This is a genomic window from Evansella sp. AB-P1 (assembly GCF_029688925.1).
Taxonomy (GTDB): domain Bacteria; phylum Bacillota; class Bacilli; order Bacillales; family Salisediminibacteriaceae; genus Evansella.
Window position 1 is genome coordinate 140,068 of record NZ_JARUKY010000007.1, and the last position, 25,199, is coordinate 165,266.

General features: G+C 33.6%; 30 protein-coding genes. 4 read left to right on the forward strand and 26 right to left on the reverse strand.

Annotation, left to right across the window (positions count from 1 at the left end; translation table 11 throughout):
• Positions 1-6 precede the first annotated feature (6 nt).
• The 10 genes from QA612_RS08995 to QA612_RS09040 all read right to left on the reverse strand — a co-directional run bounded on the left by QA612_RS08995 (position 7) and on the right by QA612_RS09040 (position 7,534).
• A complete protein-coding gene (locus QA612_RS08995) occupies positions 7-546 on the reverse strand; it encodes a 2-oxoacid:acceptor oxidoreductase family protein (RefSeq protein WP_278283460.1) in 540 nt (179 codons plus the stop codon).
• Positions 543-1,304, reverse strand: a complete 762-nt coding sequence (locus QA612_RS09000; protein WP_278283461.1) for a thiamine pyrophosphate-dependent enzyme — start codon at positions 1,302-1,304, stop codon at positions 543-545. The genes QA612_RS08995 and QA612_RS09000 overlap by 4 nt, the downstream gene beginning before the upstream one ends.
• Positions 1,301-2,365, reverse strand: a complete 1,065-nt coding sequence (locus QA612_RS09005) for a 3-methyl-2-oxobutanoate dehydrogenase subunit VorB (RefSeq protein WP_278283462.1) — start codon at positions 2,363-2,365, stop codon at positions 1,301-1,303. Before QA612_RS09005 ends, QA612_RS09000 begins: the two co-directional genes overlap by 4 nt.
• A gap of 18 nt (positions 2,366-2,383) precedes the next feature.
• The gene (locus QA612_RS09010) at positions 2,384-2,611 is read right to left on the reverse strand and encodes a 4Fe-4S dicluster domain-containing protein (RefSeq protein WP_278283463.1); all 228 of its coding nucleotides are present in this window, start codon (positions 2,609-2,611) and stop codon (positions 2,384-2,386) included.
• A 12-nt stretch (positions 2,612-2,623) separates the two neighbouring features.
• Entirely contained in the window at positions 2,624-3,361 is a 738-nt protein-coding gene (locus QA612_RS09015; protein ID WP_278283464.1) for a hypothetical protein, read from the reverse strand.
• 144 nt (positions 3,362-3,505) lie between these two features.
• Entirely contained in the window at positions 3,506-3,949 is a 444-nt protein-coding gene (locus QA612_RS09020) for a DUF2663 family protein (RefSeq protein ID WP_278283465.1), read from the reverse strand.
• Between the two features lie 75 nt (positions 3,950-4,024).
• Complete coding sequence (locus QA612_RS09025; RefSeq protein WP_278283466.1) at positions 4,025-4,336, reverse strand: hypothetical protein; 312 nt, start codon at positions 4,334-4,336, stop codon at positions 4,025-4,027.
• Positions 4,337-4,358: 22 nt separating this feature from the next.
• Positions 4,359-4,910 carry a CPBP family intramembrane glutamic endopeptidase gene (locus QA612_RS09030; protein ID WP_278283467.1) on the reverse strand — a complete coding sequence of 184 codons (552 nt, stop codon included), beginning with the start codon at positions 4,908-4,910 and terminating at the stop codon, positions 4,359-4,361.
• Positions 4,911-4,938: 28 nt separating this feature from the next.
• Complete coding sequence (locus QA612_RS09035) at positions 4,939-6,477, reverse strand: RecQ family ATP-dependent DNA helicase (RefSeq protein WP_278283468.1); 1,539 nt, start codon at positions 6,475-6,477, stop codon at positions 4,939-4,941.
• Entirely contained in the window at positions 6,470-7,534 is a 1,065-nt protein-coding gene (locus QA612_RS09040) for a YpbB family protein (protein ID WP_278283469.1), read from the reverse strand. The genes QA612_RS09035 and QA612_RS09040 overlap by 8 nt, the downstream gene beginning before the upstream one ends.
• A 255-nt stretch (positions 7,535-7,789) precedes the next feature.
• On the opposite strand from QA612_RS09040, the gene QA612_RS09045 reads away from it, so the two are divergent.
• Positions 7,790-8,038 (forward strand): ferredoxin, encoded by a 249-nt coding sequence (locus QA612_RS09045; protein ID WP_278283470.1) that lies wholly within the window; start codon positions 7,790-7,792, stop codon positions 8,036-8,038.
• 76 nt (positions 8,039-8,114) lie between these two features.
• On the opposite strand, the gene QA612_RS09050 is transcribed toward QA612_RS09045, so the two are convergent.
• Complete coding sequence (locus QA612_RS09050) at positions 8,115-8,756, reverse strand: Crp/Fnr family transcriptional regulator (RefSeq protein ID WP_278283471.1); 642 nt, start codon at positions 8,754-8,756, stop codon at positions 8,115-8,117.
• Between the two features lie 142 nt (positions 8,757-8,898).
• Positions 8,899-9,969 (reverse strand): M14 family metallopeptidase, encoded by a 1,071-nt coding sequence (locus tag QA612_RS09055; protein WP_278283472.1) that lies wholly within the window; start codon positions 9,967-9,969, stop codon positions 8,899-8,901.
• Between the two features lie 243 nt (positions 9,970-10,212).
• Between QA612_RS09055 and QA612_RS09060 the strand changes: the two genes are divergently transcribed.
• Complete coding sequence (locus QA612_RS09060; RefSeq protein WP_278283473.1) at positions 10,213-10,872, forward strand: SurA N-terminal domain-containing protein; 660 nt, start codon at positions 10,213-10,215, stop codon at positions 10,870-10,872.
• 45 nt (positions 10,873-10,917) lie between these two features.
• On the opposite strand, the gene QA612_RS09065 is transcribed toward QA612_RS09060, so the two are convergent.
• Positions 10,918-11,463, reverse strand: coding sequence for a cob(I)yrinic acid a,c-diamide adenosyltransferase (locus QA612_RS09065; protein WP_278283474.1), 546 nt, complete (start codon positions 11,461-11,463; stop codon positions 10,918-10,920).
• 140 nt (positions 11,464-11,603) lie between these two features.
• Between QA612_RS09065 and QA612_RS09070 the strand changes: the two genes are divergently transcribed.
• Positions 11,604-12,119, forward strand: coding sequence for a MogA/MoaB family molybdenum cofactor biosynthesis protein (locus QA612_RS09070; protein WP_278283475.1), 516 nt, complete (start codon positions 11,604-11,606; stop codon positions 12,117-12,119).
• Between the two features lie 240 nt (positions 12,120-12,359).
• Here QA612_RS09070 and QA612_RS09075 read toward each other — a convergent pair whose 3' ends face one another.
• The 11 genes from QA612_RS09075 to QA612_RS09125 all read right to left on the reverse strand — a co-directional run bounded on the left by QA612_RS09075 (position 12,360) and on the right by QA612_RS09125 (position 22,882).
• Positions 12,360-14,153 carry an ATP-binding protein gene (locus tag QA612_RS09075; RefSeq protein WP_278283476.1) on the reverse strand — a complete coding sequence of 598 codons (1,794 nt, stop codon included), beginning with the start codon at positions 14,151-14,153 and terminating at the stop codon, positions 12,360-12,362.
• On the reverse strand, positions 14,153-14,869 hold the full coding sequence (locus QA612_RS09080) for a response regulator transcription factor (RefSeq protein WP_278283477.1): 717 nt from the start codon (positions 14,867-14,869) through the stop codon (positions 14,153-14,155). Before QA612_RS09080 ends, QA612_RS09075 begins: the two co-directional genes overlap by 1 nt.
• A gap of 169 nt (positions 14,870-15,038) precedes the next feature.
• Positions 15,039-16,226, reverse strand: a complete 1,188-nt coding sequence (ccsA, locus tag QA612_RS09085; protein WP_278283478.1) for a cytochrome c biogenesis protein CcsA — start codon at positions 16,224-16,226, stop codon at positions 15,039-15,041.
• A 2-nt stretch (positions 16,227-16,228) separates the two neighbouring features.
• Positions 16,229-17,905, reverse strand: a complete 1,677-nt coding sequence (gene resB, locus QA612_RS09090) for a cytochrome c biogenesis protein ResB (protein WP_278283479.1) — start codon at positions 17,903-17,905, stop codon at positions 16,229-16,231.
• Between the two features lie 12 nt (positions 17,906-17,917).
• The gene (resA, locus tag QA612_RS09095) at positions 17,918-18,445 is read right to left on the reverse strand and encodes a thiol-disulfide oxidoreductase ResA (protein WP_278283480.1); all 528 of its coding nucleotides are present in this window, start codon (positions 18,443-18,445) and stop codon (positions 17,918-17,920) included.
• A 91-nt stretch (positions 18,446-18,536) separates the two neighbouring features.
• Positions 18,537-19,256 carry a pseudouridine synthase gene (locus QA612_RS09100; protein WP_278283481.1) on the reverse strand — a complete coding sequence of 240 codons (720 nt, stop codon included), beginning with the start codon at positions 19,254-19,256 and terminating at the stop codon, positions 18,537-18,539.
• Between the two features lie 278 nt (positions 19,257-19,534).
• Positions 19,535-20,065: a spore maturation protein gene (locus tag QA612_RS09105; RefSeq protein ID WP_278283482.1), complete on the reverse strand. Its 531-nt coding sequence runs from the start codon at positions 20,063-20,065 to the stop codon at positions 19,535-19,537.
• Positions 20,066-20,071: 6 nt separating this feature from the next.
• On the reverse strand, positions 20,072-20,665 hold the full coding sequence (locus tag QA612_RS09110) for a nucleoside recognition domain-containing protein (protein ID WP_278283483.1): 594 nt from the start codon (positions 20,663-20,665) through the stop codon (positions 20,072-20,074).
• Positions 20,658-21,809, reverse strand: a complete 1,152-nt coding sequence (locus tag QA612_RS09115) for a D-alanyl-D-alanine carboxypeptidase family protein (protein WP_278283484.1) — start codon at positions 21,807-21,809, stop codon at positions 20,658-20,660. Before QA612_RS09115 ends, QA612_RS09110 begins: the two co-directional genes overlap by 8 nt.
• Before the next feature lie 226 nt (positions 21,810-22,035).
• Entirely contained in the window at positions 22,036-22,386 is a 351-nt protein-coding gene (gene spoVAE, locus QA612_RS09120; RefSeq protein ID WP_278283485.1) for a stage V sporulation protein AE, read from the reverse strand.
• Positions 22,387-22,432: 46 nt separating this feature from the next.
• The gene (locus tag QA612_RS09125) at positions 22,433-22,882 is read right to left on the reverse strand and encodes a hypothetical protein (RefSeq protein ID WP_278283486.1); all 450 of its coding nucleotides are present in this window, start codon (positions 22,880-22,882) and stop codon (positions 22,433-22,435) included.
• Between the two features lie 135 nt (positions 22,883-23,017).
• On the opposite strand from QA612_RS09125, the gene QA612_RS09130 reads away from it, so the two are divergent.
• Positions 23,018-23,545 carry a hypothetical protein gene (locus QA612_RS09130; RefSeq protein WP_278283487.1) on the forward strand — a complete coding sequence of 176 codons (528 nt, stop codon included), beginning with the start codon at positions 23,018-23,020 and terminating at the stop codon, positions 23,543-23,545.
• 74 nt (positions 23,546-23,619) lie between these two features.
• Here the strand turns inward: QA612_RS09130 and QA612_RS09135 are convergent, their stop codons facing one another.
• Together QA612_RS09135 and QA612_RS09140 are read right to left on the reverse strand one after the other, a co-directional pair.
• On the reverse strand, positions 23,620-24,504 hold the full coding sequence (locus QA612_RS09135; RefSeq protein ID WP_278283556.1) for a superoxide dismutase: 885 nt from the start codon (positions 24,502-24,504) through the stop codon (positions 23,620-23,622).
• A 178-nt stretch (positions 24,505-24,682) separates the two neighbouring features.
• A complete protein-coding gene (locus tag QA612_RS09140; RefSeq protein ID WP_278283488.1) occupies positions 24,683-25,183 on the reverse strand; it encodes a DUF3907 family protein in 501 nt (166 codons plus the stop codon).
• Between the last annotated feature and the right edge of the window lie 16 nt (positions 25,184-25,199).

Here is a 25,199-nt window from a genome sequence, read left to right on the forward strand (position 1 = left end):
ACTCCTTCAATCCTGCATTACGTGAATTCCTTCTAATATTGCTTTCTTATTCATTGGGATAAGATGCTTTTTTGACTCTCCTAATACATCTTTTAACGCAGAATATAAACTCTCCTTTGATAGTATACCAGTTTTCTCAATAAACGCACCTAACAAAACCATTCCAGCAATACGTTCATTTCCTATATGTTGTGCTATTTGAGTTGCTGTTATTTCATGAATAACTACATCATTTCGCTTTGCATAGTTTGTAATTAAATCTGAATTAATAAATATGTTACCTGACTCTTTCACATGGGAGTAGAATTTATTAAAGGATGGCTTATTAAGAGCAAGAAAAGCAGTTGGTTCGTCGATAACGGGTGAATCAACTGGTTGATCACTAATGACAACAGATACATTTGCAGTTCCTCCTCTTTGTTCTGGACCGTAAGAAGGGAACCATGTTACTTCTTTCCCCTCCTTCAACCCGGCATAGGTAAGAAATTGTCCCATAGACATAACCCCTTGTCCTCCGAACCCTGCAATAATAATTTCCTCTTTCATCTTATATCCTCCGTTATTACAGATGAATTCTTAAGTATACCGAGAGGGTAGTAAGGAACCATTTGTTCTTCTATCCACTGTAAAGATTCCTCTGGTGTTAATCCCCAATTTGTCGGACAGCTTGACAGCACTTCAACCATTGAAAAACCTTTCTTTTCCTGTTGATTTTTAAATGCGTTTTTTATAGCTTTTTTAGCACGAACAACTTGCTTAACATTATGAGTAGATACACGTTCAATATAGGAAGCTCCATCTATAGTTGCAAGCATTTCAGACACTCGAATAGGTAGACCATGTGATTGAATATCTCTTCCCTGTGGAGAGGTTGCTGTTCTTTGTCCAATTAATGTTGTAGGTGCCATTTGCCCTCCAGTCATACCATAAATAGCGTTATTTACAAAAATGACTGTAATATTTTCTCCTCTTGCAGCTGCATGGACTACTTCGCCCATTCCAATAGACGCTAAATCACCATCACCTTGATATGTGAATACAATTCTATCTTGAGGAAGAACTCTTTTTAAACCTGTTGCAACAGCTGGAGCCCTTCCGTGTGCAGCTTGAGTCATATCGCAATTAAAGTAGTGATAAGAAAGTACAGAACAACCTACAGAAGCAACACCAACAGTGTTTTCTAATACACCTAATTCTTCTAAAGTTTCACCTACAAGACGATGAACAATTCCATGAGTACAACCTGGACAGTAATGAGTCTCTTCATTCGTTAAACCTTTCGTCCGTTCAAAAACAACCTTCATTTTGCCACCTCATTTACCATACTCAATATTTGCTCATGTACTTCATTTATGGATGGAATTACTCCGCCAGTACGACCATAAAAAGTAACAGGTACTTTTCCTTCAACAGCTAGCCTAACATCTTCTACCATTTGACCAGCGTTCATTTCAACTGTGATTATAGATTTTACTTTGTTACTATAATAAGCGATTTTTTCAACTGGAAATGGCCAAAGGGAAATTGGACGTATAAGACCGACTTTTATTCCGTTGTCCCTTGCTCTTTTTATTGCACTACGGACAATTCTGCTAACTGTTCCATAAGCAACGACAGCAACTTCTGCATCATCCATCAAATAACACTCTACCTTCGTTTCCGTTGCCTTAATTTTTTTATATTTTATTTGTAACTGTTTGTTCCTTTCCTCCAATCGAACATCATCTAAGTCGAGAGAAGTAATTGTTTTAGGGGGACCATCTCCAACTGTTCCAGTTGTTGCCCAGTCTTTTTGGAACTCTTTATTATCTTTCGTAACTTCAAAATCAACTGGCTCCATCATTTGTCCTAACATGCCATCACCAAGAAGAATGACAGGCGTTCGATATTCATCAGCAATCCGAAAAGCTTCATCTGTTAATTCAACTATTTCCTGCAAACTACTTGGAGCTAAAACTGGGGTATTATAATCACCGTGCCCTCCACCCTTCGTAGCTTGAAAGTAATCGGATTGAGACGGTTGAATGTTACCTAATCCTGGTCCGCCCCTTGCTATATTCACTATTACTGCAGGTAATTCAGCAGAAGCTAAAAAAGATATCCCCTCTTGCTTCAAGCTAAATCCAGGACTTGAGGAAGATGTCATGACACGAACACCTGCTGATGATGCACCGTAAACCATATTTATTGCTGCCACTTCACTTTCTGCTTGTAAAAAAAGACCCTCTACTTCAGGAAGCCTTTGTGCCATATATGCAACAAGTTCACTTTGCGGTGTTATAGGATAGCCAAAAAAATACTTGCATCCCGCTTGTATGGCAGACTCTCCAATAACTTCGTTCCCCTTCATCAATACTTTCCCCATCTATTATTTCTCTCCTTTTTAAGACACACTTGATCTCTTTTTTATAGGCCGATAAACAGTTATTACATTATCAGGACACATGACCGCACAAGCTGTACAGCTGGTACATTTATTTTGATCTTTAACCTCAGCAGGACGATATCCTTTATTGTTTATTCGCTTTGCTAATGAAATAATTTCTTGTGGACAAAAAGCAATGCATAAGCTACAGCCTTTACAATAATTTTCATTGAATACAACCTTCAAGAGCTTCCCTCCTTACTCTTCCTCCCAAGGGGTTAATAATTTCCTTTCAAATATTTCAATGTTTTCTAATTCAGGAGTTATCCCTTCATCAACCCAACGTTTCCATGTTTTTCGTTCCACAAATGAAAACAAATAAGTAAGCTTTAGCTCGTTGGAAATTTGTTTAGCTAATTTATCGCCTTCTATTAAATCAGAAGGTTCAAAATCTGTATTTCCTAGATGAGTATTGTTCACTATTCCTGTAACCTTAACTTTTGAAGCGCTTTCAATATTCTTTATTGTATTTTTTACACCAGATAAACTAGATACATATGGACGATTAGCATTTAATACGAAAATACATTCATAGTCGTAATTAGATATAACACGAGAAAATTGTCCTATTGATAATGCACCCTCTTTATCTCCCCCAACATCAATAACAACTTTTTTCTTCGTATCGTGTATACAACTAGCAACTTTTCCAGAAACAATGGGCAAATCAGTTTTTAATAATTCTTTTTTAGGTCCAATAAACTCTATGTCATTATTATGTAAGTCTTTCTCATAATCTCTTGATCGAAAATAAGGGTTTATAACATCTAAATCGCACAGGGCAATTTTCGAATCAGACTGGAAACTCATTTTACTTGCTAAAAATATTGCTAACTCCGTTTTACCACTTCCAAAATGTCCTGTAATAATCGTAATCCGTTTGATTTTATCTCTCCCCTTTCCATCCAATTTTATTATAAACGAAGAAAGCAACACCTTATAGCACTTCATAAAAACGTCAAAATTAGAAAAATAATTGGAGCTTGTCTAGTTAAAAACAAAAAACCCGTAACACATTGTTTACGAGTCTAACACTGAATATTTAATATATTCCCTTATTGTTGTAACAAAGAAATGAAATTATTTATGGTATAAATTAATATCGTATTTATTCTTTAATTCATGGTATTGTGCGATACGTTTTACTTCTAGCTGATTAGAATTCCATATATCAGATGAACGATCAATAATATCTTCTTTTAATTCTTCAAAATCTTTTTCAGCTTTTTCATATTTTTTTGATCTTCCTTCGAAAAAATAAAAGCTAATGAATAATGCTACTAGCCAAGTTAGTATAATTCCATCTGATATTAGTAACCTCAAATAGGATGAAACGCTATCTCCAGATGATAGTTTTAAAAAAATATAAGCAACGCCACATAATAATATGACTAGAAAAAATAGCCCTGTTCTAAATAACGCTTTTTCTGCCTTCTCCTCTTTCTCTTTTGCTTTGATCAATGCTTCAATTACGACTTCATGGTACTCTTTATAATCAGTCGATTGATTTTCTTCGACACCCATACCATATCCCCCTTGACTAAACTTATATATAATTTATATGCAAGAAAGACAGGTTATACATCTATTATTTTAAATTTAACTACTAAAGAATATGGAATAGATAAAAATGGAAGAGACCATAATGAAAAAAAGTAGTAATAAGATACGAACTAAAGGAAATTGTATACGTACTTTCTTTGCTCCTCCATCACTTTTCTTTTTTTCCTTTTCTTTTCGGTTTGTTTGATGTATGTCTTTCCTAGAAGGAAGTTTCAGTACATCTACTTTATCAACATAAGGTTTTTCTCGTTCCTCATAACTCTCTCTTTCATATAGGTCCTGCTTTTCAATACTCTCTTTTTTATGAGTACGTTTTAACTTTACCTGACTACGAGAAGGGTAATTCATCTTCTTCACCTCTCTCAAAATGTTATTTTTGTAAATTTAATACATTATATCGTATAAATAGTCCAAGTAACATATCGATAAATATATGACAAATAATAACTGTTAATAAATTACCGGTATACATATATATAGCCCCAAGGCCAAAGCTTAAACCGACTGTAAATAAAAATAAAAATGGATTATACAAATAACGGATATGAATGATTGCAAAAATTATAGACGCTGGAATATAACCAATAGTAGTTTGAAGAACTCCTCGAAATAGAATTTCTTCTGAAAATCCAACAAAACCAGCTATGATAACTATGTGGAATGGTGATCGTTTTTTAAATACTCTTTCATTAATTCCACCATCGTCAAACCAAGTTTTAGGTAAACATTTAGCTAATATTAATTCTATTACCACAACAATTAGAGCTAATATAATACCTAATCCTATATGATATATATCCCATTGTATTAACGTAAAAGGAAAGAACCAGCTCCCGTAAATGAAAAAGCTTAATAAAAAAGCAATGATAAGTATTATCACTTGAGTAAGATATAAATTCAGTAATAGCTCTTTATCTGTCAAACGTTTGATTATTTCTCCTTGCTTCATTCTATAACCGTCCTTCATATGGAAATAGCATTTTCCGTAGCTTAGACTCCCATGTGTTGCTCACGTCCACCACTTCATTTTTCTCCTTAGGGAAAAGTTGAACCTTAGCTTGATTCATAGTAAAGCCACAGGATGAACAACATGGAGCTACCTGTTCCTCTGTCAGCTCGTCGAAATAATGAAGAATACTACCACGAATACAAGTATCACTATTCATCATCTGTTCCAATTGTATTAGCCTTTTTTGTTTCGTTTTTTTTCTAGTAGAGAAACGTTCATTTAACATGAGAACTAGTTTATTGTTTAAAAGCTCAATTTGCAACTCTTTTTCTTGAATGACACCTGATTTTTCTAAATAATATAAAAGCATTTTCCACCGGTTATCATCAATTTGAAAAAGTTCTTTCATCGTTTCCAGTTTAAATCCTATACCTTCACTTCTTCGAGAATTCTTCATTGCATCGAACCAAGTTTTTAATTCTATTTTAGATGGAAATTCACGATCTATAAATGATAATGGAATAATCCGATCTTCTTTATTATAGAGCAGTATTGCTATACTTTCATTACCATCTCTCCCAGCTCTACCAACCTCTTGTACATACTGTTCAACAGAGCTTGGTAGATGATAATGAATTACCGTTCGAACATTCGGCTTATTGATTCCCATACCAAAAGCATTTGTTGAGCAAATATAATTTATTTCATTATTAATAAACTGATGCTGAACGAGTAATCGGTCTTCCTTTACCATACCACCATGATAAAAAGCTACGTCTTCATACCCTTCTTTTTTTATCTCATTGGATAACATGATAGCTTCTTTTCTAGTAGCTGTATATATAATAGCAGGTTTCTGAATTTTAGAAAGGTAGTTTTTAAATAATGCTTTTTTTTCAGTATTGTTATCTACTTTTTCAACAATAAATTTAATTTGTTTTCGGTTAACTGAATTACGGTGAATGATTGGGCTTTCCATACCGAGTTGCTTAATTATGTCTTCTTCCACTGCCTTTGTAGCTGTTGCAGTTAATGCAAAACAAGGTGGATTTCCTAACGCACTTCGAATACTATGAAGACGAAGATAATCTGTACGGAATTCATGCCCCCATTGAGAAATACAATGTGCCTCGTCAACAACAAATAAACCAATTCTCAATTTACATAATTTATTCATAATATTTTCATTAGAAAGCATTTCTGGAGAAAGAAACAAAATGGTGTCTTCATTTATATTAGATAAAACCCGCTTCTTCTCTTGAAATGTTAACAACCCATTAATTTGCATTACTGTTTTATCACCTTTAGCTCGTAATTGATGAACCTGATCTTCCATCAATGAAAGTAGTGGTGTGATAACTATTGTTAACCCTTTTAATAGCTTCGCAGATAGGTGATAACATAATGTTTTACCTCCACCAGTAGGTAAGATAGCTACTACATCTTTTTTTTGTATAACAGAGGTGATAATTTCTTTTTGCCCTGGTAGAAAGTCCTTATAGCCAAACTGTTTATGGAGTATTTGATCCAAATTATTCACTATCTGCTCCTTTCTCTTTTGTTAATGCTAAACGTAGTTGAAAATAGGTATAGGTAGGATTGAAATGATCTTTTAAAACTCTTAAGCGTTTCGTTTTTAGATCCTTTGCTGTAATTAATATATTCTTTATTTCTTCGTCAGAAATAAAGGGAGTATAATTGAATTCTGCGTCAAATAAAGCCAATTCAATTAAATGATCTTCAATGGTGCTAACACGTAGCTTTCGAATATTACTAATCTCGTTTATTGTTTTCCCTAATCTTAAATAGTAGTTCGTTTCTTTTGCTGAATTCGTTATGGAATCTCCTTTTGTTTTGATGACAAAGTTCATTAAAAAAGGATATTTCTTTGGCTTTTTTTCTATTGTATCAAGAAATTGATGAATGACTGATTGAAATATTAATTTGGTTTTTATCGGATCATCATTAAAATCTTTACACAATTGATCATATGTTTTACCGGTTCCATATGGGCTTGTTAGTCTATTAACAAATAAATTTGCATGTTGATTTGAAACCTTCCTTAATAATTCTGTTGTCTCTACGTATATGTTATCACTCATTATTTTCGTATCCATTAAATATTGTTGAAACAATAACTTTAACCATCTCTGAACTTCTAAATGATAGCAAACAGGTATAAAGTTATTTTTCCCATGTTGTAGATATGATAATGTTTGTATAGCTAACGAGTATCTCTCCCAAAAAAATTGGGCTGAACCGTTCCATTCATGTTTTGAACCATTAAATTCTTTTGGAAGGATTGGTAATCCTTGTAAATTCACTAATTTTTGTTTCCCCGTATTTGTGATTACTCCAACATCTTGTGTCTTTACTAATATAAAATTTTTTTCTACTAGTTCATTAATTATTTGATAAAACTCTTCTTTTTTTAGATCTTTTATAGAGCTAACGTAAGGAGCACAATGAAAAATATACGCATCTTGAATTGTTTGGGCTGACCGCTTCCCTTTAATAAGGTGATACACTCCTGAAGTAGTTCGTTGGCCATTTAATTTATCTATTATAAATAATACAATCCAATGTAAAGTATTCACAATAATACTCCTTTATTCGACAAGAATCTTTTAATTTTAATTATAAGAGAGAACAGGAGATGTTTCTACTAAAACTCCTTATATGATAAGTATTCTCATTTATTTTTTTATTGAAATGTGACAATGGAACATATACAATAAATAAAGAAAGAACATTCTTCACAAATGGAAGCTGTTCTTTATAAAAATACCCTTTTAGTATAAATAGAGAAAAGTAAAGGGATTCTATATTAAATTCAATGGGAGGTTTTTGTTATGGCAAAGTACACAATTGTAGACAAAGACACATGTATCGCTTGTGGAGCATGTGGCGCAGCAGCACCAGATATTTATGATTATGATGATGACGGTATCGCTTGGGTAATCCTTGACGATAATCAAGGTACAGCGGAAGTACCAGAAGAGCTTTATGAAGATATGGAAGATGCATTAGATGGCTGTCCTACAGATTCAATTAAAATTGCTGAAGAGTCATTTGATGGAGATGCACTAAAGTTTGAATAGATAAAAAATAATAAGGTGTCTCAAATGGTAGCAACTATCTTTGAGACACCTTTTATCATACGTTTTATGATTAATACTAGGAAAAATCCTTTTTTAATATTATCCTATCTTTTTTTACCTCTACCCATCCACTTTGCTCCCATTTCTTTAATTGTCTACTGACAGTTTCTCTAGTAGAGCCGATAATATTACTTATTTCTTGATGAGTTAAACGAATAGTAGTACCTTGTGTGTCTTGAAGGTGACTCATTGCTCCCTTTAAACGAGATTCCACATTCAATGATAGAATTTCATTTAATTTTTTCTGTAAATATATAATTTTTGAGTTCATTACCTTAATCATTCGAAATGCCATTTCTGGATGACTCTTTATCAACTGCTCAAATCCACTGATTGGCACTGCTAAAACCGTAACATTCTTTTTTGCTTTTGCTGTTCCTGGATAGGGTGAATGATCAAAAAAGCCTGTATGAGGAAAAATTTCACCTTCACCTAAAACATTAATTAAACTCTCTTCACCAGTTTCTGTAAGCTTACTAATTAAGATAGTACCTTCCCCTAATATATATATATGTGTTTTCGTCTCCCCTTCTAAAAACAAAATTTCTTTATCTCTTAATGTTCTCACTCGACTTAATTGAAGGATAGGATATAATTCTTCCTCTGTTAATCCTTCAAAAAAAGGCATTTCCTTCAAATGAGCTCGCCATTCCTTCATCCTTATATTCCCCCTAGAAAATTAGCAACTACATTCTATAATATCATATTGTATGGAGAGTTTTTCATATCTCTATAAAATATTGTCATATACAAATGAGGAAATAACGACACAACAATCACTATACTCTGGGACACTAACATTATAATCGTAATCCTTCAAGGGCTAGTAAAATATTATTCGACCATATCTCACCGTATGAACGAAAAGGTAGTGGGTTTGTTCCTACTCCCATTTCAATCGTAAAGCCTGGTTTTTTTGTTTCTTGAATAAACCAGTCCTTATATCCACCATCACTATCCGCTGTTTTAACAGGTACATAGGAACTCTTTAACGAAAGTCTTTCTACCATTTCTTTACTTACTTTCGGTTCCATATCTCTATATCCCCAATAAATTAATTGACCTTGGGAATGAAATGCAAGGACATATGAAAAATCATTCTCCACTGATAGCTTATAAATAGCTTTCGCTTCTGGTTCTGTTAAAGGTGCTATACCGCTATAATGTCTTGGCCAAGGTTCTCTAGGACTTTCATCAGCTTCCTTTTTCCATCCTGCAGGCCATTGGTGGTTTAAGTCTACCCCTCTAATGTTTGCTGACCAATGATCAAATGTTGGACATCCTTTATTTGTTTTATCTATAAAATGATAATAAGGATGAGCTGGATAATTTCCCTGTTGAACAAGTGCTATTCCGTCAGGATTTACCATTGGGACAACATATAAGGATACTTCTTTGAAGAGTTCAGATAAATTTTCCCCAAAGAAGTCTTCCTTATTTTCTGTTTTAGACATTGCATAATCAATCCACTCTGTTAAAAATTTACTTGTCATCCATTCATTTGCATGCCATCCACCTGAATAAAATATTTTTTTGTTTCCTGTCCCAATTTTTATACTATAAATTTCCTTTCCTAACACACTATGTCCAATAACAGTTATGTTAATAGGGATTTTATAATGAAAATTTGTCCACTTTGTTATATATTGTTCTAAGTCTTTATGGGAAAATTCTTTTAAGCATTCCCCAAACCTTTCTACCCTTTTTTCTCCTACGTAAATATGTGGAATTAAAATTTCTTTTCCAGGTGGAAGATATAACTGATCATCAATTAAATGAGGATTATAATCTATAATATCTTTAACATAAATTTGATTTTCCCAAGCTACTTTGTATAAAGTATCTTCTTTTTGTACCACATACTTTTTCATTTCTTCACATCCTTAAATTATTCTCATAACTAAATGTATGAAATAATGAAAAGGAACATGATTTATAAAATTTCAATTTTACAATTATTAACTTTATTAGTTATACACTTACCTAAGTACTGTTTTAATATGTAATACATAATTTTTTATATTTAATAAATTGAATTGCTATTCAATTCTATGTTAAAGTTGTAACTAGTCCAAATACTTATGGGTTTATGATTAGAAAGGTGGAAATTGAATATGATGAGGCGAAACCTCGTAATTGTAGTAACATTCTTAACACTTCTCTTACTAGCTGCGTGCGGTGGAAACAATGAATCAGACGGAAACAGTAATAATGAAGTTGAGGTTGTTGCTACAATTAATGGTGAAAATATTTACAGAAGTGACCTTCACGAAGAAGCTCTACGAGATTATGGTATTGATTTAAGTGATGATCAAAATGCTGAATTAGCGCCACAATTGGAGCCAATGGTTTTATCAGATATGATAGACAGGCATCTTCTCGTACAAGAAGCGGAAAGACAAAATATAACAATTGATTCTGAAGAGGTTGATGTTTATTTTGAGCAGATGAAGGAGCAGGCATCCTCACAGCTTCCTGAAGGTATGACTTTTGAAGAAGCACTTGAAATGGATAATTTAACAGAAGAAATGCTTCGTGAAGACATCCGATCTTCCTTAAAAATTGAAAGGTTATTGGAGTTTAACCATCTAGAAGATGATGCTTTCATTGCAGTGTCAGAAGAAGAGGTCCAGGATTATTACGACCAGTGGGCAGCAGAAGATGAAGATCTAGATGATTATGAAGTATTACAAGCTCCAATTGAAAATTATTTGCGTCAAGTGAACTTCTTAGAAAGTTTACATGATAATGCAGATATTGAAACATTTATTTAATCAATAGGTTAATGTATGAAAAAACCGGGAAATCACCCGGTTTTTTTATTTATTTCGTTTATAATTTATATCCTGATGATTACACCTCGTATTAACTGCTCTTGCTACTGCAAAAAAATAATCTGATAAACGATTTAAATATTTTATTCCTACAGATGGTAGGTTGAACTCGTCATTAATTTGGACAACTAGCCTTTCTGCTCTTCTAGTAACCGTTCGACACACATGTAAATAGGCCGCACCTTTTGAACCCCCTGGCAATATAAAAGAATTTAACGGTGGCGCTTCATTCCAGTATACATCTATCCTTTTCTCCAAATAGTCAACATACTCCTCTTTTAATGCCCAATCATGATTTAAGGATACATTTGCTAAATCTCCACCGAGATCAAAGAGTTCATGTTGAATTTTTAATAAATCGTTTCGTATATCGTTAAATTTCTCTTGTTCTAAATATGTAATTACAATACCAATAAAACTATTTAATTCATCCACGGTTCCATATGCTTCTACTCTTTCATTTGTTTTACTAACCCTTTTCCCTATTAATTGTGTTTCTCCCTTATCTCCCTTTTTTGTGTAAATTTTCATCCTAATCTCCTCCATTTCTTTATCAAAAAATATTTATACAATAAACCAAAACTTCGCCACTCCATAACGTCATGTAAAGTGATTGTTATTACATTATGATAAACTATAACTATCTATTTATGAAGGAGTTGATTTTATTCATGAGTGTGCAAGAGCATAAACAACAAGCACCATCAACCGTATCTTGTATGATACTAACGGTTTCCGACACTCGTACATTTGAAACAGATAAGAGTGGTCATTTAATGAAGGACCTGTTAGAAATGAATGGATATACAGTTGTTAATCACCAGTTAGTTAAGGATGATTATTCAGCAATTAGACATATTATTCATAGTGCTTGTGAAGATGAAAAGATAGAAGCATTATTAATAAATGGTGGCACAGGTATCTCATTTCGTGATACAACCTATGAAGCAGTATCTAGTATGCTTGATAAAGAGTTAACTGGTTTTGGCGAGCTTTTTCGCTACTTAAGCTATGATAAGGATATTGGAGCTGCTGCTATCCTTAGCCGAGCAATTGCAGGTGTTAGAGGAAAAACAGTTATATTTTCTACCCCTGGTTCTTCAGGAGCCGTTAAGCTTGCAATGGAGGACTTAATAATTCCTGAATTAAGTCATATTATGAGGGAAATTTATAAGGATTATCAATAAATTGTAATCGTAAAAAACATATTAAGAAAAGTGCAAGGCGCCCCAATTACGCCTAAGTACAGCCCACGTCCTGTGGGCAAAGGTTAAATCATCGACGTCCTGTCTCCTAGACAACGTTAGAAAAAAAATTATAAATTCTTACCTTTAAATAAAGAGAGGCTGCCTTTCATAGTCATTAGTTGACCATTATAGGACAGCCTCGTTTGTTTCCTGTGGAACAAGATCTTTCTTTTAAATACGTCAAATTCGTTCATTTTTATACGGCAAAAATACAGAAAATGTCGTTCCTTCGTTTAATTTACTGTGAGCCGATACTTTGCCGTAGTGAGCCTCTACGATATTTTTAACTATTGCTAATCCTAATCCTGTACCTGCTCTTCCACGAGTACGTGCTTTATCAGCCTTGTAAAATCTTTCAAAAACAAATGGTAAATCCTCTTCTGGAATTCCTGATCCAGTATCCTCAATATCAATTTTTACACCTTTATGAAACGTTTCCACTCTTAACGTAACGCTACCATCAATAGATGTGTAACGAATAGCATTATCTATTAAATTCGTAAGCACTTGTTCTATTCGATCTTCATCAATGTATATCTCTTCATCAATGGAAGATATTTGATCTATTAATTCTATACTATGCTCCTTCGCTACTCCCTGGAATTTTCTAAATACCCGACTACAAAATTCCGATATGTTAACTGACTCTACATTTAATTGAATATGTCCAGCTTCCATTCTAGCTAGATCTAATAGTTCATTAACGAGCCTCCCCATACGTAGCGATTCTTCATATATTATTTGTGCTAATTCCGTTTTTTCTTCTTCCGTACTTGCTATCCCATCTATAATCGCTTCACTATAGCCCTGGAGCATAGAAATTGGTGTTCGAAGCTCATGGGATACATTTGCAATAAAGTCTTTTCTTAATTTATCATGGAGACGTTCCTCTGTCATATCTCGTAAAACAGCTACAGCACCTCTCACATGGTTTTGATCATACAATGGCGTCATTAAAATTGCCCAGCTCCGCCCTTGTACATCAACTTCACCCATTTGTTCCTTTTCTTCTTTCACTACTAAGTCGAACAGTTCTGCTAATTCTTTTGGTAAACTTCCAGATTCCTCAACCTCATACCCTTGTTCATACAACCAGGCACTAATAAATTCTGTAGCAGGTGGATTCGTTACCATAACTCCACCTTCCCGATCTAATGTAATTACACCATCTGCCATTGAACTTAATATTCGAGACAGTTGTTCTTTCTCTTGATTAAGAGCATTTAAATTAGTATTTAATGCCTTAGCCATTCGATTGAATGCGATTCCTAATAATCCTATCTCATCATTTGTAAGGATCGGTACTTTCATATCAAAATTACCTTTTGCAACTTCCAGGGATGCCTTACGCATTCTTCTTAAGGGAGAAGTAATTCTTGATGTTAAAAAGAATGCAAAGATTGTAGTTAAAACAATAGCAATTCCAGCTGAAAGAAATATAATATTTTTTGTTTGACTAGATGCTCGTTCTACTACTTCAAGAGATTGATACATAAAGAGAGATGCAGTATCACCAATTGAACTATCTACTGGAACCCCTACAATCATGATATCGTCCAGCTCTTCCTCACCATCTCCCGATAAAGGAAAGCTACCCTGTGTAACAATAGTTTCCCTTTCCTCTAGTACAAGTGAAAGATCTCGATCTTCAAAAAAGATCGAGATTGGTAAGTCTTGTTTTATTCCATCTTCTGTAAACCAATACTGCTCTTCATCTACAATAAGAATGGCTTTCGTAGCATATGTATCTGAAAAATTTGTATTAATCAATGACATAGCAACATCTTCCACTTCATCATTCTCTAGTAAAGAGGCGATTAATGTTGCTTGATTTAACAATTGGTTTTCAGCTTGTTCTGTATGAAAATGTTCGAAATATTGTAATAACAATATAGTTAATACTGTTAATACAACAGAAACTAAAAGTAAGATGGTTAACCAAAGCTTACCAACAACACTTCTCCAAAGCCACATTATTCCTTCACTGCCTCAAACTTGTAACCGACTCCCCATACGGTCGAAATCATATTTGCTGCTTCTGGTGAAACTTTATTTAATTTTTCTCTCAAACGCTTTATGTGTGTATCAACTGTTCTTAAATCTCCGAAAAACTCATAGTTCCATACATCCTTTAAAAGCTGTTCTCTTGCGAAAACTTTATCTGGAGATTGAGCCAAATAGTGTAACAATTCATATTCCTTCGGTGTTAAATTAATATGCTTTCCATCTGCTGTAACTCGATGAGCATCATTATCTATTGTCAAATGAGGAAAAACTAAGACATCCTTCGTTGTAGTTTCGGTTTGCAAAAATTTAGTAGATGAAGAACGGCGTAAAAGTGCTTTTACTCGTAGCACTACTTCTCTAGGACTAAAAGGCTTAACGATATAATCATCTGTCCCTGCTTCAAATCCTTGAACACGATTTGCTTCTTCACCTTTAGCAGTAAGCATAATAATTGGAGTTGCTTTATGTTTCCTAATCTCTTCACATACTTCAATTCCATCCATACCTGGCATCATTAAATCTAAAACGATTAAATCGTAATCTTGATCTAATGCCATTTGTAATGCTATTTCACCATTTTCTGCATCGTCTACATCATATTCTTCTCGTTCTAAATACATTTTAATTAGTCGACGAATTCTTTCCTCATCATCTACTACAAGAATTTTTGCTTCCTTTGGCATTCTTAAACTCCCCCTCTTGAACTTGATCTTATTTAAAGCTTTTCCAAGCAGTTATTTCTCCATTTATTGTACCATGTTAAATCGTTCAATTGTAACAAGTTCCAACACAATTCCAACAGAAAGCTACATGTTATACTTAGCAGCAACTAATTATTTGTTCCTCTAAATTTTATAATGCATAAGAATGTAAGCCTGCAATTACTAAGTTAACAAAAATTAAGTTAAACATAATGAGGGCGAATCCTATGACACATAACCATGCACTTCTCTCTCCATGCCAACCTTTTGATAAGCGTAGATGAAGATAGGCAGCATAAAACAAAAAAGTTATTAACGCCCATACTTCTTTAGGATCCCAACCCCAAAATCTTGTCCAAGCTATTTGTGCCCAAATCATTGCAAAAATTAGTCCCCCTAAAGTGAAGACAGGGAATCCAATTGCAATAGCTCTATAGCTTAATTCATCAACCGAACGTGGATTTACATTTTTAAGTAGTGGTTGAATTGCACCACCTATAGGCTTTCGAAATAATAATAATAATAAACCGTAAAGTAGCAAACCACCTAAAATCGACCAAATAACGGTATTTAAATCGTTACTTACGATAATTGCAGGGGTTGAAACTAGAGGATTAAAACCTGTATCAGATGTCAATACACCTTCATTTGGCCCCACCAATGGTGGCTTATTATACACCATATTAGCTTCGTTTCCTCTTTCATTAATATAATCAAAAGTTGCCTCGTAATTCATAGCACCAAAGCTAATGCTAAACAGAATATACCCAACAACGCAGAAAATTGTAAAAAGTATAAATTCTACACCTATTACTTTCTTCGTAACTTTTTTAAAGTCAATTACCCTTAGCAAATAAAGTAAACCACCAACAAATCCTATTGCTAAAATTCCTTGTCCAAGAGCCACTGTAATTACATGAATCTCTAACCAAATGGACTGTAAAGCAGGAATAAGAGGCTGTACCTCTGTTGGAAACATAGAAGCATATACAATAATTAACATAACTATTGGCATCGTAATTAATCCTATATAGTTGTTTTTATATATAGGATAAATAATTACAAAAGCTAATGCCATAGCAATACCTAAAAAGGTTGTGTATTCAAACATGTTACTTACTGGAGCATGTCCAGCAGCAATCCATCTTAATATAAAGTATGTAATTGCTGCTACAACTGCTACGACTGACGAAATGTAGCCTAATAATCCTGCTTTATTTTTTAATTGTCCTTGTCGATTCTCAAATTTTTTCCCAGTAATAGATACAGTAAAAAAGATAGTAGCAGCTAAAAACATAAAAAATGAAACTAATAAAAAGTTACTACTTAATTGAACCATCTTTAATCATTCCTACTTTCTGTCTCATCTGACATATCTTTATCTAATTGATCAACTGGGACTGGAATTTGCGATTTAGATGCAACATAGTCAAAGTCTTTTTCCAATCCGTGCCAATTTTTATTTGCATGTCCCGCTACCCAAAGAACTCCATTTCTATTTTGTATCCACAACCTTCTGTGATACCAATAGGAACCTTGAATCAAACCAATCATAAAAATTGCTCCACCAACAGCTAATATTGGAAGTGTCCGATCACGTCTTACTGTTAAGGCTGTAACATTATTCATATCCACACCAATCATACGAATTCGATACTGGTTTTCTCCGTTAATTTGTTCATTTAATGGTTCATTAACTTGAACTCCAATTAAACTAATTTCCCCTGTATCTGTTTCTGGATCCATCTCTGGTGTAAATACTTCAAAAATGATTCTTGGATTATCAGGAATACGATTAATCGTTTCTGGAACACCATCATTCATTCGGTAGTTAGGAAAATATTGCATTATTTCTATACGAAAGCCGTTATCAAATTCATAGACCATTTCTGGCTCATATAAATTAACGGTAAATTCTATTTCTGATAGATCTTCTTCTACTTCGTCTTGCACCGCTTCTAACGTAAATGTAAACTCTGAAAGTTCATTTAATTTGTAATCTACTTGATATAAGGAAAAGCCATCAAACGTTAACGGATCGTTCACGCGAATATCATGCTGTTTTACTTCTTCTAGTTCTGTACCTAGTCCCACTGCACCGTTATCCACTCTACGAAGTAATGTTGCTGAGGTTTGATATGTTTGCACCACAGGGGAACCAGTACGTTCTAATGCTTCTCGAAACCGTTCATCCTCTTCATCATATAATTCTATTATGAATTGATCATTTCTTAAGAAATACTCTCCATCAGTACCTTTAATTACCGTTTCTTGTCCATCTCGAACCCATATGTATTCATCGATATACATTTCTGGGAAAAATCGAAGCATGGCACCTATTAAAAAAATAATAATACCTATATGATTTACATAAGGTCCCCAACGGGAGAATCTTCCTTTTTCCGCCAGTAGATTCCCGTTTTCGTTATAAATTTTATATTTCTTTTCTCGTAAAGCTTTTTCTGCTTTTTGCATTACTTCTTCTGCATTCTCAATAGCTTCTTCAGAAGTAGCAAAAAAACGTTGTTTTTCTAAAAATTTTGTGTGTCTAGTAACACGTTGCGTTTTTAATGCACGATGTAATGGAACTACTCTATCTAAGCTACAGATAACTAGCGATACCCCTAGTGCAGCAATTAATAGCATATACCACCAAGAGCTATATAAATTATGAAAACCTAGTTGATAATACAATTTTCCTAAAGTCCCATATTCTTGTTCATAAAAGATGGTAGGATTCTCTCCAGGAGGGATATACATTTCTTGAGGAAATATCGTTCCTAATGCTGAAGCCAGTAAAAGAATGACAATAATCCAAATCCCTACTTTAACGGATGAAAAGAAATTCCAAATTTTATCTACTATTGTTTTTTTATACGTTTGTGAACGTCTAGCAACACCTTCGTATCTCATATTTACTAATGAATCGTCTTCTTCAATTAAAGGCTTTCCACATGATTCACATAAATATGTTCCATAAGGGTTTACATGGCCACATTCACATTTAACTTTTTCCATTTGTATCCCCCACTATTGACTAGGTACTAGTTTATCTAATGAAGCTAGTACTTGATTTTCTGTCTTACCCCCTACTTGTTTTTCAATTACGACACCATTTTCATCAATTAAAAACACGGTAGGTAAGCTTGTAACACCATATGCGTTCGTTACTAAGCTTCCTCGATCAAGATAGAGACCGTAATTTATATTAAACCTTTCCTGATGTCTTTCTACGGAACCTCTACCTTCATCTACATTCACTGCAACAATTTCAACGCCTTTTTCCTTATATTCCTCATAATGATCTCTTAAATATTGCATTTTTTCTCTACACCATACACAATAAGTCTGCCAAAAATTTAAATAGACACCTTGTCCACGGAGTTGTTCCAATTCTATTTGATTCCCATTAATATCTTCTAATATAAAATTTGGAGCTTCGTCGTCACGATCTACGATTCCTCTTTCCTCAGAAAAATGGTTATAGAATGTATAACCAATTGCTGCGACCATAACGAGTAATATCATAGACCGGATGATAAGTCTATTACGTTTCATCCTTATCCCCCAATTTACTATTTCATTATAATCTCATGTTATCACTACATTCGTGTTGTTTATATAGGGTATGTCATTAAAAATGTGAAATTTATGTGACAACTAATTCTCTTAACTGTTTTATTTCATGGGGCTTCAATTCTCTATATTCCCCTGCATTTAATCCCTTAAGATGTAAGAAACCATATTGCTCCCTCTTTAACTTAACTACTGGATGGCCGATAGCATCAAACATACGACGAACTTGTCGATTTCTACCTTCATGAATTGAAATCTCAACAATGGACGTACCTTTCTTTTTATCTGAACGCTTAACCTTTACTTGAGCTGGTGCTGTCTTCCCGTCCTCTAACATAACTCCTCTTTCTAACTTCTTTAATGATTCCCTTAATGGAATTCCTTCTACTTTAGCAATGTACGTCTTTACTACCTTATGCTTAGGATGCATTAACAAATTTGCAAAATCACCATCATTCGTCAACAAGATTAATCCAGATGTATCGTAATCCAATCTTCCAACAGGAAATATACGCTTATCCGTCTCAATAAAATCAGTAACCACTTTACGGTTATGTTCATCATTAACACTTGATATTACTCCTGTAGGTTTATATAACAAATAATAAACAGGTTCCTCTTTTTCTAAAGGAACTCCTTCCACAATAATTTTATCATGGTTTGGATCAACCTTCGTACCTAATTCTGTGATCTTCTTTCCGTTAACAAGAACCTTCCCATCAACTATTAATTGTTCTGCCTTCCGCCTTGAAGTAATTCCAGATTGGGCAATAACTTTCTGTAAACGTTCCACAATTTCACCTCTAGTATATAACAATTTTTTCTATATAACAGTTTCGACGACTTTAAATCGTTTTCAAACATTAATTTTATCTTTTTTTTCTCATATAGACAATGAAAAGCATTTATTGCATGTAATATTTATTTAATAGCTACCCTGAAAATCGCAAAGTCTAATCTTGATTTATGAATAAGAAAAAATCGTTAGGGTAATATAACCTTAACGATAATGAATATTTGTAATGCTATTTATTATTGTATGATATTTAAACGATACAACATTAACAAAATTTACATAAAAATAATTGTAACAATAATAATAGATGCGATAACACCTATTAAATCAGCTAATAAACCAACCTTTAAAGCATCACCCATTTTTCTAATACCTACCGCACCAAAATAAACAGTTAAAACATAAAAGGTTGTATCTGTACTTCCCTGCATCGTTGAAGCTAACCGACCTATAAATGAGTCCGGTCCATGTGTAGAGATTAAATCCGTTGTCATTCCTAATGCGCCAGTTCCTGACAATGGACGAATTAATGCTAAAGGAACAATGTCTGCTGGTATTCCTATCATTTGAAGGAAAGGACGTAATAAGGAGATAAAGTATTCCATGGCTCCAGATGCTCGAAATACTGTAATTGCAACTAGCATTCCTACTAAATATGGAATGATAGAAAAAGACATTTTTACCCCTTCCTTCGCCCCTTCAACGAAGGTCTCATAAGTCGGAACTCTTTTTACGGTACCTGAAATTAGTACGAATGCAATGATAGTCGGAATAATCCAAATAGAAATAGTCGTTATCCATCCCAAGTCACCTCACGCCCTTTTTTTTCTAATACGTCGATAATAAAAATAGCGATCTATTAATATAGCACCTACAGTTGATATAGTAGTAGCCATTATAGTAGTGGCTACTATTTCTGTTGGAGCAACAGAATCATATTGAATTCGTATAGATATTACAGTTGTTGGGATTAACGTAATACTAGCTGTGTTTATAGCTAGTAAAGTGATCATAGAACGACTCGCTTCATCCCTATTTCCATTTAGTCTCTTTAATTCTTCCATTGCTTTAATCCCCATTGGTGTTGCAGCATTTCCCAACCCAAACATATTTGCACTCATATTCGATAAAATATACCCCATTGCAGGGTGACCTTTTGGTATGTCCGGGAAAAGTCTCTTGGCGATAGGCTGAAGAAGCTTACTTAGGCCCCGTAATAATCCTGCTTTTTCCGCAATTCTCATTAATCCTAACCAAAAGGTCAAAACACTTATTAAACCAATACAAATAGTAACTGCTTCTGCTGCACCACTAAAAATAGCTTCATTCACTTGATCCATCGTTCCATTAATTCCAGCGAAAACAAGTCCAATTACAAATAGTGCAACCCAAATTATATTAACCATTAGCTTTCACTCCTACAACCATGAACAGTTGCTCAAACCATTTTTTCCAAAATGATTTTTCCTCTACTACCTCCTCTATATACTCTAAAGGTACAACCCCAATTACATCGTTACTAATTTGAATTTGAATTGTCCCGATAGGATTAGGGTGACCATTTCTCTCCCATCGATCATCTGTTGGCGGACGATATAAAACAAACTTTTTATTCACTTCCTCTTTCTCTTCTTCTGACAAAGGATATTCAAAGGAATAATTTGCTATTAGCTTATCTTGATAATAATCATCTACTACTTCGTTCACTTTTCCTTCTTTCACAATTGGTACAAGTTCAAAGGTTTTAAAAGCCCATTCAAATAGATTCATATGATCATGCCAGTCACTAGGAGCATTTATTGTTACAGCTATTAGGTCAACCTCATTTTTTTGTGCAGTTGATACTAACGTTCGTTTTGCTCTTTTTGTGTAACCAGTTTTTCCGCCTGTAGAATTCTTATATAGTTGGGTAAGAAGTCGATTCTTATTATTAAAAACACGGTATCTTTCCTCTTTACTTACGGATCGATAAGATTCAGTAGATGATATCTCCCTATAAATGTCATTTTTCATGGCGTATTTTGTTAAGAGTGCCATATCATACGCAGTAGAATAGTGCTCCTCATGATCATCTAAGCCATGTGGATTAGAGAACATCGTATTATCCATACCTAACTCTTTTCTTTTTTCATTCATCATATAAATAAAACCCTCTAGACTTCCGCCAACATGCTCTGCTATGGCCACTGCGGAATCATTACCAGAACGTAGCATTAGTCCATATACTAAATCCTCAAGCTTTATTTTTTCACCTGCTTGTAAATAAATAGATGAACCTTCCGTACCTTCAGCATTTTTTGAAATGGTTACCCATTCATCTAATTTACCTGATTCTATCGCTAAAATTGCTGTCATTATTTTTGTAATACTAGCTATTCTCATAGGTGTATGTGCTTCTTTTTCATAAAGTACTCGTCCACTTTCTTGCTCCATTAAAATGGCACCTTTAGCAGATACATTACTTTGATAGGTTGCTGCGTGACTATTAAAATTTGTTGTAAAAACAAACAAGATTGCTGTAAGTAAAACAATGACCATATTTTTCTTCATAGTATGCCTCCGTACTATATGTTTTGTACAAGTCTATGCAGTTTATCAAAAGATATGTACATCTTCACATTTTAATAAGGATTTGGAGATTTGATCTAGTTACTCTTTACAGAGCCTGCACCCTCTGCTTAACACTTCCATTTATCCGTACAACCTATACACCTTCTGTGAATAAAAACCAGTTCTATCTATTATTCATGGAGGTTGGCAAAGGGAAATAATTATTTCATCCTTTTGGTTTAAAAATTAATGCGGCTAAAAAACTAAAAATTATCGCTGCTGAAATACCTGCACTAGTCACTTCAAAAATACCAGTCATAATACCTATCATTCCGTGCTGCTCTGCTTCTGCTAATGCTCCGTGAACTAAGGAGTTACCAAAACTTGTAATTGGTACCGTAGCGCCCGCACCAGCAAAATCAATGAGTGGTTCGTATAATCCTAAACCATCCAATATTGCACCAGAAACAACTAATGTACTCATTGTGTGTCCTGGTGTAAGCTTCATAACGTCCATAAGCAATTGACCAATAACACATATAATGCCTCCAACGATAAAAGCCCATACGAATGCCATGTAATGGCACCTCCTCATTATTGTATTTATATCCATCGAGAAATGACTATCCATTCATATCCTTTTCAACCTTTTTTAATTCCTTTTCTAATTCCTTTTTTGTAATAGACCGATGTTTTATTTCTGATTTAATTTTATTAAGCTCCATATCGACTTTTCTATCTGTTGATAAGTAAATAGTGGCTTCTTCATTTTTAGAAGATGCACGCTTGTAAGCTTTTTGTCTTATCTGTTTAAGAAAAAAACGATCGAAACCTGAAACCCTCAAAGAAATGTACACACTTTTGTTATGTGAGACAGCTGTTACTCGATCAACCTCTTCAAACTTTTCAATTTCTTTTTCCATCTCCAATGCTAAATTTTGCGGTATTTTTGATTGAACATTATACGGGGAAACAGAATTTTTCTCGTTGTTATCAGCAAATTGACATCCAGAAAAAAGGGTAATTATTACGATTATAAACGAACAAAAATATATTGATTTCCTCATCATCACAAAGGTGCACTCCTTTCATGAAGTTAGTATTAAATAACTACACTAAATTATGTACATGTCATAGTAATTCTTATTTAATTGTTTTTAGGACGTGTCTTTAAAATTTGATATGATAATGGAAAAGGAGGGAAGACAATGCTTTATGTGGTACTTAGCTTTTTATTTATTTTAATCATTTGCCAAGTTTTTATTTTTATTTATTTAAATCGAAAATTTAACTATTTATTTTTCAAAATAGAACAATCCAAGGATTCTATACGAGAGGAAAATACATTTTTTTTGGAGAACGACGAAAAGAATGAGTGGAAAGAAGAAGTTAAAAGAACTGTGGAATTACAGTGTATGACTGTAAGAAACGCTGTACATAAACAAACTAATGATTTACATAAAAAACAAATTGAACTAGCTCCACGATCTTTAACTATTCCTATGGAGTTTTTGGAAACTGTATATAATAAAAGCAAAATATTAATTTTAACTGAATTTTGGAGAGAATATAATCTTTATCTAGACTCTTTTTGGCTCAAAAAAAATAAAAGCATAAAAACTGTTTTTAAAGGAGAAAAAGACGATCCAACGTCAGAAATTAACCAAATAATGAGGGAATCTGAAATACTAACAAAAAAAATGAATACTTGGTTAAAAGAAATTTTAGAAAATTAGTATTATAATTCAAGTTGATTCCAAATGAATTTGACCGCCATCGTCTTTTTAACAAAGACGATGGCGGTTTATTTTCAGGGTAACCATATATTCCTTTTCGCTGTTTTATACCTCTCTTCTACATATGGCCAATTGATAATGTTCCACCAATTATTAACATATCGATGCCGTTCATTTTCATACTGTAAGTAATATGCATGCTCCCATACATCCAGTGGAAGTAATGGAATTACATCCCATTGCGTTAAGTTTTGATGCTTTTCTGCTGTTAATATTTCTAGCCTCCCTACTCTAGGTGACCATACTAGAATTGCCCAGCCGCTTCCTTCCACACCGTTTGCAGCTTCAGAGAAATGATTTTTAAAGGAGTGAAATCCTTCAAAATCGAGATCTATTTGATTTGCTAATTCTCCTTTAGGTTTTCCTCCACCTTTAGGTGACAGTACTTGCCAAAATAAAGAATGCAAATAATGACCTGCTCCATGGAAGGCTAATTCCCTCTCCCAATGTTTTATATTTTCGAATTTATTCTTTTTCCTTTGCTCCTGTAGATTTTTTTCTGCTTTATTTAATCCATCGACATAAGACTGATGATGTTTTTTATGGTGTAATTCCATAATTCTTCGATGAATATAAGGCTCTAGTGAATCGTATTGATAAGGCAATTTTGGTAGGCTATGACTGCCAATTGGAATTCTACTTGTAGATTCATTTAGTGCAGAACGTTGTCCACTACTTGTCTTTATTTTTAAATAATCATAATATAACTGCTCTGCTTCTTTTTCTAATTGGCGTAAATATGCTGCATCTATATAAGACCTTTCCTTTAATTGATGTAATAATCCTTCTACCTTTCCAACTACATCAGAAGAATTTCTAGTTACATTCTCATTCACCTTAAGCTCGTTTGAAAACTTTTCTAACCATTTCATTAAGTCGTGACTATATTGCCTCTCCATAGACACATTCATTCCCTCCTTTATTTACTCTTTCTATTACTATGCGAGAGATAAGAAGGAATGAAAAAAAGAATGGTTTTATGAAAATAGCTTAGATTATACTTTATAGCATAAGTAATTCCAACGCTATTTTGTAACAAAAAAACCGTATCAAATTGGATACGGTTTTTTTACAGTATTAATATTCATTTTCACGTTGACGCATTTTTGTTCGATAATCTGTTTCATAATATTCTAGTTCTTCTCTAACCTCTTGTAGCGGACCTTCAATTGTCTTTACAAGCCCTTTCAGTTGCTCCGAAACTGGTACACGAAACTGAATTGCATTTTTTCCGGTATATGCAGCACGGCTATCTTCATACCATACGTCTAATTTAGGTTGAAAGAATTCTTCTATGCACTGATGAAAAATCCAATATAATGTCTTTTCAGCAGCACTTTTTCGGAACGTTTCACTTCTTAATAATAAATATCCTGATTCTCGTCCGTCATCAAAAAAAACAAGAATTCTACGTAATTGATCTAATATATCTGTATAATCCCCTTTAGAATTGCTCTCCCCCTCTTGAACAATTGATTCTAAAGTTGTTGAATTTAAAAAACTTCTAATCTCTTCAGCAGCCCTCTCTAATTGTTTAATTGTAAAAGAAAGCTGTTGTTGTACTAAATCATTCCCCATAAAAAAATGTCATCCC

Coding starts and splice junctions, on each gene's coding strand:
- QA612_RS09025 (WP_278283466.1), bottom strand. CDS start 4,336: ATGAATTACCCTTCTCGTAGTCAGGTAAAGTTAAAACGTACTCATAAA.
- QA612_RS09140 (WP_278283488.1), bottom strand. CDS start 25,183: ATGGGGAATGATTTAGTACAACAACAGCTTTCTTTTACAATTAAACAA.
- QA612_RS09060 (WP_278283473.1), top strand. CDS start 10,213: ATGATGAGGCGAAACCTCGTAATTGTAGTAACATTCTTAACACTTCTC.
- QA612_RS09020 (WP_278283465.1), bottom strand. CDS start 3,949: ATGGGTGTCGAAGAAAATCAATCGACTGATTATAAAGAGTACCATGAA.
- QA612_RS09110 (WP_278283483.1), bottom strand. CDS start 20,665: ATGGTTAATATAATTTGGGTTGCACTATTTGTAATTGGACTTGTTTTC.
- QA612_RS09080 (WP_278283477.1), bottom strand. CDS start 14,869: ATGCCAAAGGAAGCAAAAATTCTTGTAGTAGATGATGAGGAAAGAATT.
- resB (WP_278283479.1), bottom strand. CDS start 17,905: ATGGAAAAAGTTAAATGTGAATGTGGCCATGTAAACCCTTATGGAACA.
- QA612_RS09065 (WP_278283474.1), bottom strand. CDS start 11,463: ATGAAAATTTACACAAAAAAGGGAGATAAGGGAGAAACACAATTAATA.
- QA612_RS09005 (WP_278283462.1), bottom strand. CDS start 2,365: ATGGGGAAAGTATTGATGAAGGGGAACGAAGTTATTGGAGAGTCTGCC.
- QA612_RS09050 (WP_278283471.1), bottom strand. CDS start 8,756: ATGAAGGAATGGCGAGCTCATTTGAAGGAAATGCCTTTTTTTGAAGGA.
- resA (WP_278283480.1), bottom strand. CDS start 18,445: ATGAAACGTAATAGACTTATCATCCGGTCTATGATATTACTCGTTATG.
- QA612_RS09045 (WP_278283470.1), top strand. CDS start 7,790: ATGGCAAAGTACACAATTGTAGACAAAGACACATGTATCGCTTGTGGA.
- spoVAE (WP_278283485.1), bottom strand. CDS start 22,386: ATGGCATTCGTATGGGCTTTTATCGTTGGAGGCATTATATGTGTTATT.
- ccsA (WP_278283478.1), bottom strand. CDS start 16,226: ATGGTTCAATTAAGTAGTAACTTTTTATTAGTTTCATTTTTTATGTTT.
- QA612_RS09070 (WP_278283475.1), top strand. CDS start 11,604: ATGAGTGTGCAAGAGCATAAACAACAAGCACCATCAACCGTATCTTGT.
- QA612_RS09075 (WP_278283476.1), bottom strand. CDS start 14,153: ATGTGGCTTTGGAGAAGTGTTGTTGGTAAGCTTTGGTTAACCATCTTA.
- QA612_RS09130 (WP_278283487.1), top strand. CDS start 23,018: ATGCTTTATGTGGTACTTAGCTTTTTATTTATTTTAATCATTTGCCAA.
- QA612_RS09135 (WP_278283556.1), bottom strand. CDS start 24,504: ATGGAGAGGCAATATAGTCACGACTTAATGAAATGGTTAGAAAAGTTT.
- QA612_RS08995 (WP_278283460.1), bottom strand. CDS start 546: ATGAAAGAGGAAATTATTATTGCAGGGTTCGGAGGACAAGGGGTTATG.
- QA612_RS09000 (WP_278283461.1), bottom strand. CDS start 1,304: ATGAAGGTTGTTTTTGAACGGACGAAAGGTTTAACGAATGAAGAGACT.
- QA612_RS09055 (WP_278283472.1), bottom strand. CDS start 9,969: ATGAAAAAGTATGTGGTACAAAAAGAAGATACTTTATACAAAGTAGCT.
- QA612_RS09115 (WP_278283484.1), bottom strand. CDS start 21,809: ATGAAGAAAAATATGGTCATTGTTTTACTTACAGCAATCTTGTTTGTT.